General features: G+C 61.8%; 13 protein-coding genes and 1 pseudogene. 6 read left to right on the top strand and 8 right to left on the bottom strand.

Going from position 1 to position 18,754, the window contains the following annotated elements:
* Positions 1-86 precede the first annotated feature (86 nt).
* Together M5C56_RS03660 and M5C56_RS03655 are read left to right on the top strand one after the other, a co-directional pair.
* Positions 87-728: a TetR/AcrR family transcriptional regulator gene (locus M5C56_RS03660; protein WP_247263058.1), complete on the top strand. Its 642-nt coding sequence runs from the start codon at positions 87-89 to the stop codon at positions 726-728.
* A gap of 236 nt (positions 729-964) precedes the next feature.
* Positions 965-2,266: an MFS transporter gene (locus M5C56_RS03655; protein WP_103496623.1), complete on the top strand. Its 1,302-nt coding sequence runs from the start codon at positions 965-967 to the stop codon at positions 2,264-2,266.
* 50 nt (positions 2,267-2,316) lie between these two features.
* Here the strand turns inward: M5C56_RS03655 and M5C56_RS03650 are convergent, their stop codons facing one another.
* Positions 2,317-3,378 (bottom strand): alkene reductase, encoded by a 1,062-nt coding sequence (locus M5C56_RS03650; protein WP_103496622.1) that lies wholly within the window; start codon positions 3,376-3,378, stop codon positions 2,317-2,319.
* A 109-nt stretch (positions 3,379-3,487) separates the two neighbouring features.
* Here M5C56_RS03650 and M5C56_RS03645 point away from each other — a divergent pair, with 109 nt between their 5' ends.
* Positions 3,488-4,357, top strand: a complete 870-nt coding sequence (locus tag M5C56_RS03645) for a LysR family transcriptional regulator (RefSeq protein ID WP_177100559.1) — start codon at positions 3,488-3,490, stop codon at positions 4,355-4,357.
* A 12-nt stretch (positions 4,358-4,369) separates the two neighbouring features.
* Here the strand turns inward: M5C56_RS03645 and M5C56_RS03640 are convergent, their stop codons facing one another.
* From M5C56_RS03640 to M5C56_RS03620, 5 genes and pseudogenes are all read right to left on the bottom strand, one after another.
* Positions 4,370-7,429: an efflux RND transporter permease subunit gene (locus M5C56_RS03640; protein WP_103496621.1), complete on the bottom strand. Its 3,060-nt coding sequence runs from the start codon at positions 7,427-7,429 to the stop codon at positions 4,370-4,372.
* Positions 7,430-7,441: 12 nt separating this feature from the next.
* Positions 7,442-8,551: an efflux RND transporter periplasmic adaptor subunit gene (locus M5C56_RS03635; protein WP_247263065.1), complete on the bottom strand. Its 1,110-nt coding sequence runs from the start codon at positions 8,549-8,551 to the stop codon at positions 7,442-7,444.
* A gap of 101 nt (positions 8,552-8,652) precedes the next feature.
* Positions 8,653-9,924 (bottom strand): annotated as a pseudogene (locus tag M5C56_RS03630) (efflux transporter outer membrane subunit); the annotation flags it as partial.
* A gap of 12 nt (positions 9,925-9,936) precedes the next feature.
* Complete coding sequence (locus M5C56_RS03625) at positions 9,937-10,179, bottom strand: hypothetical protein (RefSeq protein ID WP_247263060.1); 243 nt, start codon at positions 10,177-10,179, stop codon at positions 9,937-9,939.
* A 191-nt stretch (positions 10,180-10,370) separates the two neighbouring features.
* Positions 10,371-11,354 carry an aldo/keto reductase gene (locus M5C56_RS03620; protein ID WP_103496619.1) on the bottom strand — a complete coding sequence of 328 codons (984 nt, stop codon included), beginning with the start codon at positions 11,352-11,354 and terminating at the stop codon, positions 10,371-10,373.
* Positions 11,355-11,460: 106 nt separating this feature from the next.
* Here M5C56_RS03620 and M5C56_RS03615 point away from each other — a divergent pair, with 106 nt between their 5' ends.
* Entirely contained in the window at positions 11,461-12,363 is a 903-nt protein-coding gene (locus M5C56_RS03615; protein WP_103496618.1) for a LysR family transcriptional regulator, read from the top strand.
* A 50-nt stretch (positions 12,364-12,413) separates the two neighbouring features.
* On the opposite strand, the gene M5C56_RS03610 is transcribed toward M5C56_RS03615, so the two are convergent.
* On the bottom strand, positions 12,414-13,136 hold the full coding sequence (locus M5C56_RS03610; RefSeq protein WP_103496617.1) for a pirin family protein: 723 nt from the start codon (positions 13,134-13,136) through the stop codon (positions 12,414-12,416).
* A 223-nt stretch (positions 13,137-13,359) separates the two neighbouring features.
* On the opposite strand from M5C56_RS03610, the gene M5C56_RS03605 reads away from it, so the two are divergent.
* Both M5C56_RS03605 and M5C56_RS03600 read left to right on the top strand, forming a co-directional pair.
* Complete coding sequence (locus M5C56_RS03605; RefSeq protein ID WP_103496616.1) at positions 13,360-14,310, top strand: GlxA family transcriptional regulator; 951 nt, start codon at positions 13,360-13,362, stop codon at positions 14,308-14,310.
* A gap of 187 nt (positions 14,311-14,497) precedes the next feature.
* Entirely contained in the window at positions 14,498-15,994 is a 1,497-nt protein-coding gene (locus M5C56_RS03600; RefSeq protein WP_103496615.1) for a winged helix-turn-helix domain-containing protein, read from the top strand.
* On the opposite strand, the gene M5C56_RS03595 is transcribed toward M5C56_RS03600, so the two are convergent.
* Positions 15,941-18,742 (bottom strand): winged helix-turn-helix domain-containing protein, encoded by a 2,802-nt coding sequence (locus M5C56_RS03595; RefSeq protein ID WP_103496614.1) that lies wholly within the window; start codon positions 18,740-18,742, stop codon positions 15,941-15,943. The two genes, M5C56_RS03600 and M5C56_RS03595, sit on opposite strands and share 54 nt — an antisense overlap.
* Positions 18,743-18,754: the final 12 nt, after the last annotated feature.

Raw genomic sequence — 18,754 nt, 5'->3', positions numbered from 1 at the left:
TTGAATCTACCTCCTGGAGGTTGAGGTTCGGAGTAGGGGCTTATATACTTTTGGTAAGTTTTTAAACCTACTATTGGTATATAGTGATGTCAAGCGCTGAAGGGGAAGCACAGGGGCGCTCGTCGCCCCGGGTACGTATGCTGCGGGAGGATCGGCTGCGTCAGCTGCTGGAGGTGGCTTGGCAGTTGGTGCGCAATGAAGGCACCGAGGAACTGTCGCTGGGACGGCTGGCCGAGCGCGCAGGGGTGACCAAACCCGTGGTGTACGACCATTTTCAGACCAGGGCGGGGCTGTTGGCGGCGCTCTACCAGGATTTTGATGCGAAACAAACATCACTGATGGACGCGGCTCTTCAGCAGCTCAAGCCCGGGCTTTCCGATGCCGCGCGTGTAATTGCAACGTCGTACGTCGATTGTGTCCTGACCCAGGGCAACGAAATCCCTGGCGTTATTGCCGCGCTGGTGGGGTCACCGGAGCTCGAAAAAATCAAAAGGCAATACGAAGCGATTTTCTTGGCAAAGTGCCGAAGTGTTCTGCTTCCTTACGCCGGCGGCGGTGAAATTTCCCATGCCAGTCTTCGAGCGATGCTGGGGGCGGCCGAGGCGCTGTCGCATGCGGCGGCGACTGGAGAAATTGAAGCCTGGCAGGCTACCGACGAGCTCTTCAAGACGATAGTGAGCATGGTCGAGAGGGCCAGTCAGCTGCGTGCTCATAAAGTCCAATTGTAGTGACCCATGACTTTGTGCGTGACATCGAGCCGGCGCTGTTTCCTGCAGGGCCGGGGCATGCTCGCCTCGCGTAAGATCAGAAAAACAGAATGCCGATCCTCCCTGTCATTGAGGCGAGGGCCTTGTCAGCTCAAAATACATGATGTAAAACATCTATTAAATAAAGGTTGTAACTAATCTATTCTGTCCTTCCCCCGACGAGATGCGGCACGTCCCGCAAGCCTGAGGAACACTCCATGCTGTCTACATTGGTCGCAAACCGCCTGGCGCGGCGTCAGGTTCACTATGGCTGGGTGGTGGCCGCCGTCACTTTCCTGACCATGCTGGTGATGGCCGGCGCCATGGGGGCGCCGGGGGTGTTTATCGTGCCCCTGGAGCATGAGTTCGGCTGGAGCAGTGCGCAGATCTCCGGGGCCCTGGCGATTCGTTTCATGCTGTATGGGCTGATGGGGCCTTTCGCGGCGGCCTTCATGAATTACTTCGGCCTGCGCCGGGTGGTGCTGGTGGCGCTGGTGATCGTGCTGGGCGGCATGATCGGGTCGATGTTCATGAACAGCTTCTGGCAACTGGTACTGTTATGGGGCGTGGTGGTCGGCGTCGGCACGGGACTCACCGCCATGGTGCTTGGGGCCACGGTGGCGACCCGCTGGTTTTCCCATCGTCGCGGCCTGGTGGTCGGGTTGCTGTCGGCCAGCTCCGCCACCGGCCAACTGCTGTTCATGCCACTGATGGCGTCCTTGACGGAACACTATGGTTGGCGCTTGGCGCTGAGCTTCATTTGCTGCGCCATGGCGGTGGTCGTGCTGGCAGTACTGGCCCTGCTGCGTGATCGTCCGGTGGACCTGGATTTGCCGCTGTATGGGGAGAAAGAGGTCCTGCCGGCACCCGCCCACCGGGGCAGCTTGCTGCAGATGCTGATCAGCCCGCTGAAGGTGCTGCGCGACGTGTCGGGCAGTTGGACATTCTGGGTGCTGTTCCTGACGTTCTTCGTCTGCGGGGCCAGCACCAACGGGCTGATCCAGACCCACTTCATCAGCATGTGCGGCGACTTCGGCCTGGTTGCCACCACTGCGGCGGGTATCCTGGCGATGATGGGGATCTTCGACTTTTTCGGCACCGTGGGCTCGGGCTGGTTGTCGGATCGTTTCGATAACCGCTGGCTGTTGTTCTGGTATTACGGCTTGCGCGGCATTTCGCTGATGCTCCTGCCGTTTACCGACTTCACCGTGTTCGGCCTGTCGTTTTTCGCCGTGCTTTATGGCCTGGACTGGATCGCCACCGTACCGCCCACCGTCAAGCTGGTGGCGCAGAAGTTCGGCGGCGAGCGGGCCAATATCGTCTTCGGCTGGGTATTTGCCGGCCATCAACTGGGTGCGGCCTTTGCCGCCTACGGCGCCGGGCTGACGCGGACCTTGCTGGCCACCTACACGCCGGCGTTTTTTATCGCCGGGTTGCTCTGCGTGATCGCCGCGTTGATTGCCCTGTCGATCCCGGTGATGCTGAAAAAATCGGCGGTGCGTTCGCAATCTCCAGCCTAGCGGGGTTAGCCAGGGCAGCAGAATGCCCTGGCTGTTTCCTCTCATTGCCTTCAAACACTCAAGGCCAGGTAGTCGGTGTATCCCTTCTGAGTGCCGCCGAAGAAGGTGGTGTTGTCCGCGTTATTCAGCGGCGCATCAGCCTTCAAGCGCTCGACAAAGTCCGGGTTGGCCAGAAGCATCTGACCGTAGGCCTCCATGTCCGCAAGTCCGGCAGCCAGGTCGGCGCCAATCTGTTCCCGCGGGCGGCCAGGGCGGTTGACGATCAGGGTGTTGTCCCAGGCCTTGCGGATGTCCGCCAGAAGCGCGTCGTCGCCTTTATGCAGGATATGGAGGTAAGCAAGGCCGAGCTTGTTCAGTTCGGTCACCAGGTAACGGTAGAGGTTCGGACCTTCCTCACCTTCATCGATACCCCACATCGTGATGCCGGGCGAGAGGCGAAGGGCGGTTTTATCGGCACCGATTTCCTCGGCGATGGCGGTCACGACCTCAATGGCAAAACGCGCGCGGTTCTCGATTGATCCACCGTATTCATCCGTTCGGGTGTTGGCGCTGGGGGCCAGGAACTGTTGGACCAGGTAGGCGTTGGCGCCGTGAATTTCGACACCGTCGGCCCCGGCTTCAATGGCCCGGCGCGCGGCGAAGCGGAAATCAGCGACGGTCTGACGTACTTCCTCGGTGCTCAGCGCCCGTGGCACCGGGATGTCCTGCATGCCTTTGACAGTGAACATGGGCGTATTGGGTGCAATTGCGGACGGTGCCACGCCCTGGCGATGATGGGGCGTGTTATCGGGGTGGGACATGCGACCGGCATGCATCAACTGGATAAAAATATGCCCGCCGTGGGTGTGTACCGCGTCGGTGACTTTCTTCCAGCCGGCCACATGGGCATCGCTATAGATACCCGGCGTGGTCAGATAGCCCTGAGCATCGTCGGACGGCTGTGTCCCCTCGGTAACGATCAGGCCGACGCTGGCGCGCTGGGCATAATACTCGGCCGCCAGTTCCCCCGGGGTGCCATCGAACTCCGCGCGGCTGCGGGTCATGGGCGCCATGACCAGGCGGTTTGAAAAGGTGGCGTTGGCGACGTGTATGGGGCTGAAGAGTGAGCTCATGGTGCGATCCTCGAAAGTGTGTGTTGCTGGAGACGCATCATCAGCTTTATTATTTTTGGGATAAATACGGCATTCTGGATTTGATTGATCCATATATGGAGCAATTGGCGTGGAACTTCTGAACGATATGGCATTGTTTGTCGAGGTCGTCAAAGCGAAAGGCTTTCGCGGGGCGGCCGAGGTGCTGGGCATGCCGAACTCGACCCTGTCCCGGCGTATCAGTGCCCTGGAGAAGGCGATCGGTTTGCGGCTCCTGCATCGGACCACGCGCAAGGTCGAGGTGACTGAAGCCGGGCAGATCTACTTCGAGCGCTGCAAGCGCATTGTCGATGAGGCCCGGTTGGCCCATGAGCAGCTTGGCGAGATGCTTGCGCAACCCAGCGGGGTGCTGCGGGTCTCGTTCCCCGTGGACTTTGCGGTCACTTACCTGGCGCCCCTGATCGCCGAGTTTGCCGGCCTCTATCCGGGGATCACCTTCGATCTGGATCTGACCTCCCGGCGCGTCGACCTGGTGAGCGAGCCCTTCGACGTCGCCATTCGGATTGGCGAATCGCAAGACTCGCAGCTGATCGCACGACCCCTGGCCTCCCTGGTGTCCTATCTGTACGCCTCGCCGCGTTATCTCGAAGTGTCGGGCGTGCCCGGCACACCGAATGATCTCGAACGGCATCAGTGCCTGAATATTCAGAAGGCCGGGGCCTGGACGCTGACTGATGGCGTACAAACCCTCTCGGTAGGGGTAGGAGGGCGCTTCATGGTCAACAGCGTCGGGATGCTGCGGCGGCTGGCTACGCTCGACCAGGGCATCGTGCTGATGAACGAGGAAATCATTGCCGATGAACTGCGTAACGGCCAACTGCGTCGTGTCATGCCTGAGTGGCAGGGCAAGCCGGTGACGGTTTATGCCGTCACCGAGACCCGCTTGCTGCCGGCCAAGACCCAGCGTTTCATCGAGTTTCTTCGCGCACGCCTGGCGTGAGCGTGGCGACCGCTAGGCCACCGGTGTAGACAGCGGCTGTTCGGGTGCCTCCTGATGGTGGGTGGTGCCAATGAACATGTACATCGCCGGCACCATGAACAGCGTTAGCAGGGTACCGATCGAGAGGCCGGCGAAGATCACCAGGCCCATATCGTGGCGCCCGGCCGCACCGGCCCCGGAGGCCCAGACCAGCGGCACCACGCCCAACACCATGGCTGCGGTGGTCATCAGGATCGGTCGCAAGCGCACCGCCGCGGCTTCTTCGATGGCCTCGCGCTTGCTGCGACCGGCGCGCTGCAGTTCGTTGGCAAACTGCACGATCAGAATCCCATGCTTGGTGATCAGCCCGAGCAGGGTCACCAGGCCCACCTGGGTGTACACGTTGATCGAGGCGAAGCCCATGGTGATAAAGGCCAGCGCGCCGAAGAGCGCCGGTGGCACCGAAAACAGGATCACCACGGGGTCGCGGTAGCTCTCGAACTGGAAGGCCAGCGCCAGGTAGACGATCAGAATGGAGAACAGCAGGAGGCCGACGAATCCGCCCGATTCCTGCATGAACTGACGCGACTCACCCGACGCATCGGAGGTGTAGCCCGATGGCGCGACGTTGTGCAGGATGCTGTCCAGTTTCGCCAGCAGTTCACCCTGGGCCACACCACTCACGCCTGAAAGGGTGGCCGAGTTGAGCTGCTGGAAGTGGTTGATGGACTCCGCTTCCGTGGTGGTCTCGATATGCGCCACCGTGCGCGCCTGGATCATGGCGCCGGAGGGCGTGCGAATGTAGTAATCGAGGATCTGATCGGGGTTGAGACGGTCGACCTGCAGGACCTGTGGAATGACTTTGTACGAGCGCCCGGCGGTGGAGAAATAGTTCACGTAATTCCCACCCAGCGCCGCCGAGAGTGCCGCGCCGACATCGGCCTGGGTCATCCCCAGGGCGGCGATCTTGTCACGGTCGACGATCAGCTTGGCTTGTGGCTTGTCGATCTTCAGGTCCAGGTCCGAGAACCAGAACAGCTGCTGCTTCTGGGCCTCTGCCATGACCGCCTGGGCGACTTCATTCAAGTTCTCGACGGACTCCGTGGTGGTGATCACAAACTGCACCGGCAAACCCTGGGCACCCGGTAACGACGGCAGCGGAAAGGCCGCCATCTTGGCGCCGGCCACCTGGTTCCACTTCTGTTGCAGGTCCAGCACCAATTCCGCTTGCGAGCGACCACGCTCTCCCCAGGGCTTGAGCAGCACGCCGCCGAGCCCCTGATTGAGCGCGGGCACCCCGGTGAGCTGGAACATCTGCGCGTACTCGGGTTCGGTTTTCGCGATCTGGAAGACCTGGTCAGCCAGCCGCTCCATCTGCTGGGGAGAGGCCGTCGGTGCCCCTTTGATCTGCATGAACACCAGCCCCTGGTCCTCGGTCGGCGACAGCTCGCTCTTGGCGGTCATGCCGCTGGCGGCCACCAGCAGGAACAGGATAAAGCCAAAGGTGACCAGCACCGGCCAGCTGTCCAGCCCGGCCGACAGGACCCGGTGATAGCGGTGGCGTAGCCGGTCGAAATAGCGATCCAGCAGGCGGGCAAAGCGACCCTCTTCCTGTCCCGGTTTGAATAACCGTGAAGTCATCATCGGCGAGAGGGTCAGCGCCACCACGGCCGACACGGTCACGGCGCCCGCCAGGGAGAAACAGAACTCCTTGAACAGCGCACCGGTGAGCCCCGTGCGCAGCCCGATGGGGACGTACGCGGCAATCAACACCACCGTCATGGCGACAATCGGACCGCCGAGTTCCCCGGCCGCGATCATGGCCGCTTCCATTACGCCTTTGCCTTCTTCCTTGATATGCCGGTCGACGTTCTCCACCACAATGATCGCGTCATCGACCACCAGGCCGATGGCCAATACCAGGGCGAGCAGGGTCAGCAGATTGATCGAGTACCCCAGCAGGAACATGATGAAGAAGGTCCCGATCAGCGACAGCGGTATTGCCACCAGCGGAACAATCACCGCGCGAAAGGAGCCGAGGAACAGATAGATGACGATCGAGACGATGATCATCGCCTCGACGAGGGTCTTCACCACCTCGTAGATCGAGGTATTGATGAACTCGGTGGAGTCGTAGACGATCTCGCCCCGGACGCCGCTCGGCAGTTGCGATTGCAGGTCGGGGAAGGCCTTCCTGACGCTGGCGGCGACGGTCAGGATGTTGGCGTTCGGTGCCACTTTGATCCCGATGAACACCGAGCGCTTGCCGGAGAACGCGACGCTGGTGTCGTAGCTCTCCGCCCCCAGGGTCACCGTGGCCACATCTTCCAGGTGCACGAGCGCATCGCCGTTCTGCTTGATGACCAGCTGTTTGAATTCATCCACGGTGTGCAGGTCGGTGCCGGCGGTCAGGTCGACCGTGATCATCTGGCCTTTTGTCGAACCCAGGGCCGACAGGTAGTTGTTGTTGGCCAGGGCGACGGAAACGTCCTGCGCCGACACGTTGTGGGCGGCCAGCTTGCCCGGGTCGAGCCAGGCGCGCATGGCGAATTGGCGCCCGCCAAGGATCTCGGCCGTCTGCACGCCTTCGAGGGAGTCGAGCTTCGGCTTGACGACCCGCAACAGGTAGTCGGTGATGTTGTTGGTGGGCAGTACATCGCTGTAGAAACCCAGGTACATGGCGTCCGTGGTCTGTCCGACCGCCACCGTGAGCACCGGCTCCTGGGCCTGGGCCGGCAACTGGTTCTTCACCGAGTTGACCTGGGTGTTGATCTCCGTAAGTGCCTTGCTGGCCTCGTAGTTGAGCCGCAGGGTTGCGGTAATGGTCGAGATCCCGGTAATGCTCGAGGAGGCCAGGTAATCAATGCCCTGGGCCTGGGCGATGGCCGACTCAAGAGGCTGGGTGATAAAGCCGGCCACGGTGGCGGCATCCGCACCGTAGTAGCTGGTGGTGATGGTGACCACGGTGTTTTCAGTGCGTGGCCACTGGTTGACCGGCAGCCCGAAGATCGAGCGCAACCCCAGTATCAGGATGAACAGCGAGATGACAACGGCCCAGACCGGTCGCTTGATGAAGATATCGGTAAGCTTCATGGGGGTGGCGACCTATTGTTCTTGCGGCTTGGGGGCCGCGTCGTTCAAGGGCGCGCCTTGGGTATCGACCTTCACCGGTGAGCCGTTCTTGAGCTTCATCTGGCCACTGGTGATCACCTGGTCGCCTTCCTTCACGCCGGACAGAATGGCCACCTGGTCACCGCGGGTCGGCCCGGTCTGGATAAACGTCTGCTGCGCCGTGAGCACATCGTTGCCCTGGTCGTTCTTCTGCACCGCGGTGAACACCGTCGTACCGTAAGGGTTATAGGTGACGGCGGTCTGCGGCACGGTGAGGTAGCGCTGCTTCTCTCCGGACTGCACGACGGCTTGGGCAAACATGCCGGGCACCAGGCTTTGCTTCGGATTATCGACGGTGGCTTCCACGACGATATTGCGTGTGGTCGGATCGAACCTGGTGTCGATGGCCGTGATCTTGCCGGCGAAGGTCTGCTTGGGCAGTCCACCCGCCGTAACGGCGACGGACTGGCCGAGGGCAATCGCCCCCACTTGGGCTTGCGGTACGTTGAAGTCGATATAGATGGGGTTGAAGGTTTGCAGGGTGGCGATCTTGTCGCCGGGGTTGAGAAACTGACCGGGATTGACACCGGTGATCCCGATCTTGCCGGCAAAGGGCGCACGGATGGTTTTCTTCGCCACCAACGCCCGCTGCTGTTCTGCAGCCGCCATCTTGGCTTTCAAGTCAGCCTCGTCCGCCTCGACCTGCGCCTGGGACACGGCGCTCACTGCCAGTTGTGCCTTGTCGCGTTTGAGGACCGTGCCGGCTAGGCTGGCGGTGGCTTCGAGGGAGTGAAGCTGGGCGATGTCCGAATCCGCATTCAATTGGACGAGCAGGTCGCCGGCCGCCACCTGCTGTCCCGGTTTGAAGCCGAGGGTGCGCACGATACCGCCGACCTCGGTGGTGACATCGACACCCCGTACCGCCTTGATCGACCCCACGCTGGAAACGCTCGGCTGCCAATCGGCGAACTCGGCGCGCATGACCGTCACCACGGCAGGGGGCAGCGGGATCTTGGATTGGGCGATCAGCTTCGAGATCTGGGTGAATTTCACCCCGGCGATGATGGCGACAATGACCAGGACCACCGCGATCATGATGAGCATGGGCTTGAGTAGCCGGCGTTTGCGTGCACCGCCAGGTTCAGTCGGCTGGGGCGATGGAGCAGCGGCAGTATTGGCATCAGCCATGGTTTTTTCTCGCTGTTTCAAAAACGGTCGGGGTTGCCCAGGGAGGCGGGGGCCACATCGGTTCGGTTCCACCATCCGCCGCCCAGTGCCTGGAAGAGGGCGGTAGTGTCGCTGTAGCGGGTGCTCTGCACCTTGACGCGGGTGAGTACCGCGTTCTGATAGGTCTGTTGCGCTGTCAGCAGATTCAGGTAACCCACGGCGCCAAGGCGGAACTGCGCCTGTGCCAGATCCAGGCTTTGGTGGGCAGCCTGTTCGGCTTGCACCTGCTGGTTGAGCGTATCGGCGTCCGCTTGCAGTGCCCGGAGTGCGTTGGCGACATCCTGGAAGGCGGCGATCACGGTGCTGCGATAACGTGCCGCCGATTCATCGTAGGCGGCCACAGCGGCCTGCTTGCGATGCTCCAGTGTGCCTGCGTCAAAGATCGTTTGGCTGACTGAGCCTGCGAGACTCCAGAATCCTGTGCCCGACGAAAACAGCCGGGTGCCACCCAGCGCACTGGAGCCCAGTGTTCCGCTGATGCTGAATTGCGGCAGTTGATTGGCAACGGCCACGCCGATATTGGCGCTGGCTTGGTGCAGTTGCGCTTCGGCGGAGCGCACATCGGGTCGCTGCTCGACGATGGTCGAGGGCAGGCTGAGCGGCAACTGCTCGGGCAGATGGAGGGAGGCCAGGTCGAAATTCTCCCCCTGATCCTGATTGGGAAAACGGCCGAGATAGGCCATCAACTGATTACGGGTCTGGGCGAGCTGCTTTTGCAAGGGCGGCAAGGTCGCGCGGGTTTGGGCCAGTGCCGCTTGCTGCGTGAGCACGTCGGTATTGGCGATCGCCCCCAGCCGCCGCTGCGACTGCAGGAGATCGAGCTGATCGCTCTGCAGGCGAATGATTGCCTGGGTGGCCGTCACCTGATCGCGCAGGGAAGCCAGGGTCACGGCGGTGTTGACGACATTGGAGGTCAGCGTGAGGTAAGTCGCCTCCAGTTGGTAGCGTTCATACTCGGCCTGCGCCGTGGAGGATTCTATCTGGCGCCGGCCGCCCCCGAACACGTCCGGGTCGTAAGAGACGCTCAGCGATGCTGAATTGACGGTGAGAATCCGCGCGGGCGAACCAAAGGTATTGGCGGTCGATGGCAGCTGCCGTGTCTTGGATGCACTGCCACTCAGGGAGGGAAACAGTGAAGACTGCTCGGCATAAGCCAGTTCATTGGCCTGGCGGAGGGCTGCTTGAGCGGCGGCCACGTCCGAATTGGCCTTCAGCGCCTCTTCCACCAGCGCGTTCAATGTCGGCGAGCGAAAAAGCGTCCATCATTGGCCGGGAATATCCATGCCCTCGACCAGCTTTTGCGCGGCACCTCCGTCCGCCACGTCCGCCGAGGCGGTCGTCGTCGCCAGCTTCTCCTGCGAATAACCGGCATTTTTAGCGACACCAGGCCGGGTAAAGTCCGGGCCCACGGCGCAGCCCGTGAGCAGGGCGATGCAAAGTACACCGGCAGGAGCAAGCATCTGCCAGGTGTGAGAAATCGCCTGCCGCCGGGGTTGCTCTTTCATGGGCTCTCTAGTTAATCCATTAGTTAGTTTATGAATAGATCAAGCCTGCGCCCTTTGCCTCCTTGAGCGACGATTTATGCGCAAACTGCGAGAGGAGGGTAGCGCCGGGCCCGAGACGCTACTGCCCGGCAGAAGACTAATTGCTGATTTAATGACCGTTAAGTCAAGTGAATTTTCTTGTGGGCGCGGACTCAGCGGTTGACGCGTTGTTGCAAGTGCGCGGGATAGCGCTCGCCCACGACGGTAATCTGCGCCATGGCCGATTCGATGGCACTCAGGTCCGTAGGCGTCAGGATGATCTCGGCCGCGCCGATGTTTTCCTCCAGGCGATGCAGTTTGGTGGTGCCGGGTATCGGTACGATCCAGGGCTTTTGCGCCAGCAGCCAGGCGATGGCGATCTGAGCGCGGCTGGCGCCTTTGCCATCGGCGATCTGGCCGAGCACTTCGACCAGATGAGCGTTTGCCTTGCGATTTTCTTCAGAGAACCGCGGGACCAGGTTGCGGAAATCACCGGCGGCGAAGGTGGTTCGCTCGTCGATCGCACCCGTCAGGAAACCCTTGCCCAAGGGGCTGAAAGGCACGAAGCCGATGCCCAGCTCTTCGAGGGTCGGCAAGATTTCCGCTTCCGGCTCGCGCCACCACAGAGAATACTCGCTCTGTAGCGCGGTGACCGGTTGAACCGCATGGGCCCGGCGAATTGCTTGCACGCCCGCTTCGGACAGGCCGAAGTGCTTGACCTTGCCTTCTTCGATCAACTGCTTGACGGTCCCGGCCACCTCTTCAATCGGAACGTTCGGATCGACCCGGTGTTGATAGAGCAGGTCGATGCGGTCAGTACGCAGGCGCTTGAGCGCGGCTTCCGTTACCGCGCGAATCGTCTGCGGGCGGCTGTCCAGGCCTTCCGAGACCAGGCCGTCCTTGAAGCCGAATTTGGTGGCAATCACCACCTGGTCGCGAATGGGCGCCAGTGCCTCACCCAGCAAGGTCTCATTGGCATAGGGGCCATAGGCTTCGGCACTGTCGAAGAAGTTCACGCCCTGGTCGAATGCGTGGCGAATCAGCTTGATCGCTGCCGCCGTTTCCTGCGCCGGCCCATAGCCGTAGCTCAAGCTCATGCAGCCCAGGCCCATGGCCGAGACTTCCAGGCCGCTGTTACCTAATTGACGTTTGCGCATGCTCTATCTCCTTCATAACGATGGGATGAATGAAGGCAGCTTAAATTGCTGTATAAATATCAACAATCAGGCTGTGGTTTCATGGGCTATTGAGAGGACTTCATCAATGATTCGTGCAGGATTACCGGAGTTGACGGCGTTCGTTGCCATTGCCGAGCAACGCAGTTTCAGTGGTGCGGCGCGACTATTGGGGGTTTCGCCGTCGGCGCTCAGTCATTCGATGCGTGGCCTGGAGGCGCGCCTGGAGCTGCGCCTGTTCAACCGCACAACACGATCCGTCGCCCTGACCGAAGCGGGGGATCAGTTGTTCCAGAGAGTCAGGCCGTTGCTGGGGGATCTGGAAAGTGCGGTGAACGAAGTCACCTCGGCGCGCAATACACCGTCAGGCTCGATTCGTCTCAGTGCGTCGGAATCCTCTTTTCGGCCCCTGATCCGCCACGTCATCCCGGGCTTTCTCGCCGCCAACCCGCAGATCCATATCGAGTGCGTTGCCGACGGCCGTCTGGTGGACATTGTCGCCGATGGTTTTGATGCGGGTATCCGTCTTCATGACGACGTGCCCCGGGACATGATCGCGGTGCGATTTGGCCCGGATATTCGTTTTGTGGCCGTCGCATCGCCCGACTACCTTGAGCACCACGAGGCGCCCAAGGCGCCCCATGACCTCAAGCAACACCGTTGCATCCGTTTCCGTTTTGCCAGTGGAGCGTTATTTCGCTGGGACCTGGAGCATCTGGGCAGGAGCGCGAACATCGACGTGGACGGTCCGATGACCATGGACAACCTCAACCTGATGGTCGAGGCGGCCCTGGCGGGTATCGGTGTGGCCTGGGTGCCCGAGGCGCAAGTGACGGAGCACGTGGAGGCCGGGCGCCTGATTCAGTTGTTGCCGGAATGGAGCCCTTACTACCCTGGGCTCTGCCTGTATTACCCGGCCAATCGACATCCGCCCATGGCGCTCAGATTGTTTGCCCAGGCCGTGCGGGAGTGGGCAAGCCAAGGATTGTGAATGATGGGCAACATGGGTGAAGCCCGGGCACAGGCCCGGGCCCACTGCACTCATGGCATTTGCGGCAGTTCTTGAGGGCGCAGGTCGAACACCAGCACTTCGGCATCCGCGCCATTGCTCAAGGTCAGCACCTGTTCATCCCGAACCCGCACGCCATCGCCCTCCTGCAGTTGCACGCCGTTGAGTTCGACATTGCCCCGGGCGACATGCACGTAGGCATAGCGATCGGCGGCCAACTCCAGGGTGGCGCTTTCCTTACCATCAATCAGCGCGGCATAAACCCGCGCATCCTGACGCACGCTCAGTGAGCCGTTGGCCCCGTCAGGCGAGATGATCAGTTGCAGCCGACCGCGTTTTTTCTGAGTACTGAAGTGCTCTTGCTGATAACGCGGTTTGGCGCCGACGACGTCCGGCACTATCCAGATTTGCAGGAAGTGCACCGGCCGGTTTGCCGAGTGGTTGTACTCGCTATGGGCCACGCCACTGCCCGCGCTCATCAGTTGCACGTCGCCGGGGCGGATCACCGAACCGGTGCCCAGGGTGTCCTTGTGTTCCAGGGCGCCTTCGAGCACATAGGAGAAAATCTCCATGTCCCGGTGCGGGTGTTGACCGAAACCCTTGCCGGCGGCCACCCGGTCGTCGTTGATCACCAGCAGGTCGGAAAAACCCTGCTCCCGCGGGTTGCGGTAATTGGCGAAGGAAAAGGTATGGAACGACTTCAACCAGCCGTGATTGGCGGCGCCACGATCAGAGGCTTTGCGAAGGGTCAGCATGATGAGATCTCCCGTAGGGACGAGAATTCGTCCGAGTGAGGAGAAGGTTAATGTTTACCGCTGGGAGCAATAAGTAGATGGAAGTTGAAATACTGTCTCTTTCAGGTTGACAGTTTTGTGCGGGAAATCACGTATTCTCGGCCGCCGTTCGTGCCATATCCGGTCATACTGTCCTATGTCGGCGTGAAGCTTCTATTCTTTTTATATCAATGAGTTAAAACCCATGAAAACAGTGGCGATGGTGCTGTTCCCGGACTTTCTCCTGCTCGACATGGCCGGGCCCATGGAGGTGTTTTCCATCGCCAATCGTTATCTGGGGCCGGACGACCACTATCAGCTGTCGCTGATTGGCACTGAGCACGAGGCGGTGCGGGCCTCCAACGGTGTCCGGGTACAGGCTGACACGCACATCGATCAGGCGGATGGGGGCTATGACCTGTTGCTGGTGCCTGGCGGCCCCGGCGCCTATAACGAAAAAAATCCGTCGCTGCTCGCCTGGCTCCAGGACGCTGTCCGGCGGGTGACCTGTTATGGCTCGATCTGCACGGGTGCCTTCGTGCTGGGGCATGCCGGTTTACTGGATGGCTATCGCGTGACGACTCATTGGCACTATACGGAACGGTTGATCAAGGCTTTCCCCAAGGCGGCGGTGGAGACCGATCAGATTTACGTCCAGGACCGCAACCTGATCACCTCTGGCGGCGTTACTGCCGGCATAGACCTGGCCTTGGCGGTGGTCGCCCGGGACCACGGCAAGAAAGTCGCCCAGGACGTGGCCAAGGTATTGCTGGTGGCGATGACGCGCCAGGGCGGACAGGCGCAGTACAGTCCGTTGATGGCGGCGGTGTCACCCCATGAAACCCCGGTTACCCGGGTTCAGCATCATGTGCTCGAACACCTCGATGAAAGCTTCAGCGTCGAACGCATGGCCGGGCTGGCGAATATGAGTGCGCGGCATTTTGCCCGGATATTTACCCGGGAAGTGAACATGACGCCGATGGCGTTTGTGCAAAATGCACGCATCGATTGCGCCAGGCGTCTGCTGGAAACCAGCGACTTGCCACTTAAGACCGTGGCCTACAAAAGCGGCTTCGGCAGCGTACGGCACATGCGCTTTCTGTTCAGTGAGAAACTCGGCCTGACCCCCAGTCAGTACCGCGAACAGTTCAGCTAGAGCGCTCTTGTCCGTCCCGCGCACTGGGATGGCCGTAGCGCTCCTCCCGTGGTGGTTGTACCGTCACCCATGCCTGCCAAGATATCCATGAATTTTTAGCCATGGAGGTGCGGGAGCCTGGGTCAACGTGCGCAACGGAGCATGCAGTACCTTTGGGCCGGACCAGGTTTTCAGCACGTGAGCGTGCATGAACGACCTCAGAGATCTAAACCGCGATGGGCCGCTGCGCTTCGGTCCCTATATGTTCCACCCCTGGCAAAGGTTGATTCTCGACGGTGACAGGCCCCTGCGCATGGGCGGGCGGGCGCTGGACATTCTACAGGTGCTGGTCGAGCGCGCCGGCAATGTCGTCGGCAAGGATGAGCTTATTGCGCGGGTCTGGCCGACCTCGGTGGTCGAGGAAATCAATCTGCGGGTGCACATCGCCGCCCTGCGTCGGGCCCTCGGTGACGGCCAGGAGGGGCGACGCTACATCGTTAACGTTCCCCAGCGTGGTTACGTCTTTATCGCCCCGGTGCAGCGGATGGCGCCCGGTACGGCGGTCGCGATCGACACCTCGCCCAAGCGCCAGCACAACCTGCCTGCGCGGCTGACCCCCGTCATCGGTCGAGACGCGATGGTCGGCAGTGTGGTCCGGCAGTTACCCGTCCACCGTTTCATGACCCTGGCCGGCCCAGCCGGCATCGGCAAGACCAGCGTGGCGTTGCGCGTGGCTGAATTGCTGCTACAGCACTACCGCGACGGTGTCTGGATGATTGATCTTGCGGCAATCGATGATCCCGCGCGGATCATCGAGTATCTGGCGCACACCCTTGAATTGGACAGCGGTGTGGACGCCCTGAGGTCATGGCACGCCTTGCTGGTGTTCGATAATTGCGAGCATCTGCTCGAAGGCTGTCGAGCAATCGTCGAGACATTGCGGGTTTCGGCGCCACGACTGTCGATCCTGGTCACCAGCCGCGAACCGCTGCGGGCACTGGCTGAAACAGTGCTGCACGTGCCGCCCCTGGTCGTTCCGCCCACATCGGCGTTGCACAGTGTGGCCGATGTCATGGGCTATTCGGCAGTGCAGCTGTTTGTCAGTCGGGCCCGAGCCCGTCAGCCAGCCTTTTGCTTGCGCGAGCGGGACCTTCGGGCCGTGCGCGAAATCTGCCGTCGACTCGATGGCTTGCCGTTGGCCATCGAGTTGGCGGCGGCGCAGATCGATGCGCTGGCACTGGTGGGACTGCAAGCCCAATTGGGCAACTGCCTGCAACTGCTGACCCAAGGCCGGCGTACCGCCGTTCCACGGCATCAGACCCTCAAGTCCGCATTGGACTGGAGTTATCAGCGCCTCAGCCCGCTGGAGCAAACCGTGTTGCAGGGTCTGGCGGTGTTCAAAATGGCCTTTACCCTGGAGGCTGCCGTCGGCGCCATCAGCTGTGCGGTACTGCGCCCCACCAGTCTGGTGGACGTGGTGGAACGCCTGGCGCGCAAATCGCTGTTGTCGGTCGAACAGCGCAACGGTGTGACACGTTACCGATTGCTCAACACCACCCGCGCCTTCGCTCTGGAAAAGCTTGAGCACGGTGGACTGCTGCGGGCGTTTGAAATGCGCTACGCCCGCTACTTCAGCCCGGCACATTGGGCATCACGGGGCCCGGTGTCGTTGCAATTCGTCGAGCAACTGACGAGCTTTGGTTAGGTCCGGTGTGGCAAAGCCTTCGGTGAATCGGGCGTAGAGTGGGGCGAGCAGCTCATGAGCTTGCTGGAAGTGACCCTGGCGCTGCCAAAGCTGTGCCAGTGAGGTGGCGCTACGTAGCTCCCAGGCCAGTGTGCCCTGGGCTTTTGCCACGGCCAGCGCCTTGAGCAGAACCGTCTCGGCCGCGCTCGTGCAGTTGGCTGTCAGCAGCGTATTGGCCCTGGCTCGAAGGATTTCCGCCGTACTCCAGCCGGCCATGCCGGTTTCGGCGCGCTCCAGCAAGGCGTCATCGAGAAAGCCGGTGTCCAGGGTCACCATGATGTCCTTGATCAGCCCGGTGCCGGGTGGCGGCGACGAGTACTCAGCGCCGCTATCGATCACCTGGGCATAGCGCCGGGCCCAGGTGTAGAACAGCAGCACCGAGTGCTTCTGTGCCTGCTCCAGCAACTGGCGCAACAGTTCACGGGCCGTCCCGGTGTCGCCGTTGTAGTGGGCGATCAGGCAGCCGGACAGCGCCAGGGTGTAGCAGATGGAGGTGCCGTGGTTGATCTGGATCGCGATATCCAGGGCCTGGCGAGCCGTGTGCCAGGCTTTTTCCGGATGGCCTTGCAGCCAGAGGATCCGCGCCAGGATCGTCAGGGCGGCGACGCTCTGGTCGTATTGCACGCCAAAGCCGCGGGTAAAGCGATTGAAGTGGCCGCTCTGGGCCATGCGCTGGATGACTTGCTCGGCATTCTCCCGCGCTTGTGGCTGGTCCCCGGCAAAGTGCAGGGCCAGCACCCGCAAGCGATGGGTGCTGAGGGACATCGCGGCGGTCCCGTTGCCGAGCAGACCCAATCGGTCGAACTGCCGGCTTTGCTCCAGGGCCTGTTGGTAGTGGCCGCAACTGAGGTTGACCGCCATATGCCCGGATACCGCCCGGAGCTGGCCGGCCACATCGGCGCAGCTTTCGGCCAGGGCGTGGGCGCTCACGAAGGCGTCGACCGTTTCGGCGGTCCCGCCCTGGGCGTGGTAGCAGGAGCTGCCGAGGGCGAGCTTGAGGGCCATGGTCAAGCGAGGGCAGGGTTGCGCGGCCGCCTCCAGCCGTGCCAGAGCCTTGCGTACATACCCACCGTGTTCCTTGAGTAGCGACAGTTCCTGCCAAAGCGGCGTCGAGGCGGCTGTCAAACGGATCGCCAACAAAGACGGACCATCGCCCTTCAAACCCCAGTCGAGTGTCGCGCGGATGTCTTCCAGGCCTCGGGCGTAACGTTCGATCCATAGCTCGGACAGGGTCAGTTCCCAGTCCTCTTGAGCCTGGTGCATCAAGGCCAGGCAACGTTCGGCGTGACGCTCGCGGACCTCCGCCAGCTCGGCGGCCTGGTCGAGTTTTTCCAGGGCGTAGCCGCGGGTGGTGTCCAGCAGGCGATAAAACACCTCCTCGTCACCGACTTCCACGTTCAGCAGGGACTTGGCCACCAGTTGGGTGATCGAGACAAAAACCCGGTCGGGAGCGATATGTTCGCCGACGATCACCGCCGCCGCCGATGCCAGGGTGAATCCTCCCCTGAAGATGCCCAGCCGGCGCAGACAGGCCTGCTCGCAGGCATTGAGCAGTTCGAAGCTCCAATCCAGTGTGGCACGCAAGGTCTGATGACGGCCCAGTGTCGTATGGGAGCCCTGGGTCAGTAGGCGAAAACTGCCTTGCAGTTGCGTCAGCAACCCCTCGATCCCCAGGTTGGCCACTTGCGCCGCCGCCAGCTCGATCGCCAAGGGAATACCGTCCAGGCGCCGGCAGACTTCGATCGCCAGCGGCAACTCGTGGTCGGCCAATTCAAAACTGTCGTGGCTGGCCATCGCCCGCTCGACGAACAATTGCAAAGCCGAAAAGCCCAAGGCCTGAGTGCGGTTGAGCGTGGCGATGGGTGGCGGGCAGTCCAGCGACTCCAGGCGTTGCACGAATTCGCCTTCGGCCCGCAGGCTCTCGCGGCTGGTGGCCAGGATATGCACCTGTGGCGCCGCGCGCAGGATGCTTTCGCAAAGCAACGCGATGGCCTCGACCAGGTGTTCGCAGTTGTCGATGACCAGCAGCATCTGCCGCTCGCGCAGGCACGTCGCCAGGCAGTTCACCGGCTCGCCGTCATGCAGCGCCAGGTCCAGCAGCGTTGCCAGATGAGCGCTGATCATCCGCGGGTCGTGGATAGGGGCCAGGTCCAACAGTCGAATGCCGTCGCGGTAGTGGCCGATCAGCTGTTCGGCAACGCGCAGCGCCACGGTGGTCTTGCCGATGCCACCGGGGCCGACCAGGGTGATGAAGCGCAGGTCGGGCAGTTGTGTCACGAGGCTGTCCAGCAAGGCGTGACGCCCGATCATGCGGGTGCGACGTATCGGCAGGTTATGACCCTTCGGCTCGTCCGAGGCACTCCCGGGGCTTTGCTCGATAGTTTCGAGAGAGACGGGCGCGACAAAGCTGTAGCCACGCTGAGCGACCGTGATGATGTAGCGCTGGCCAGCCTGGCCGTCGCCGAGGGCTTTGCGCAGTGCGGCGATGTGCACGCGCAGATTGGTGTCTTCAACCACGCTTCTGGGCCAGACCCGGGCGATCAATTGCTGCTTGCTGACCACATTCCCGGCGTGCTCCAGCAGGATCAACAGAATGTCCAGGGCGAGCCGCCCCAGGCGCAGGCGCTGATCGCCCTCCATGACCAGGCGTTGTCCGGGGTAGATCCGGTAGGGGCCGAAAAGCACGGCCTGCGCGGGGGGAAGGGCCAACAGATTACTCCT

It is taken from the genome of Pseudomonas sp. MWU13-2862, assembly GCF_023242495.1.
GTDB lineage: Bacteria > Pseudomonadota > Gammaproteobacteria > Pseudomonadales > Pseudomonadaceae > Aquipseudomonas > Aquipseudomonas gingeri_D.
The sequence above is the reverse complement of the archived record's forward strand: the minus strand, read 5'-3'. Positions and strand labels throughout refer to the sequence as shown.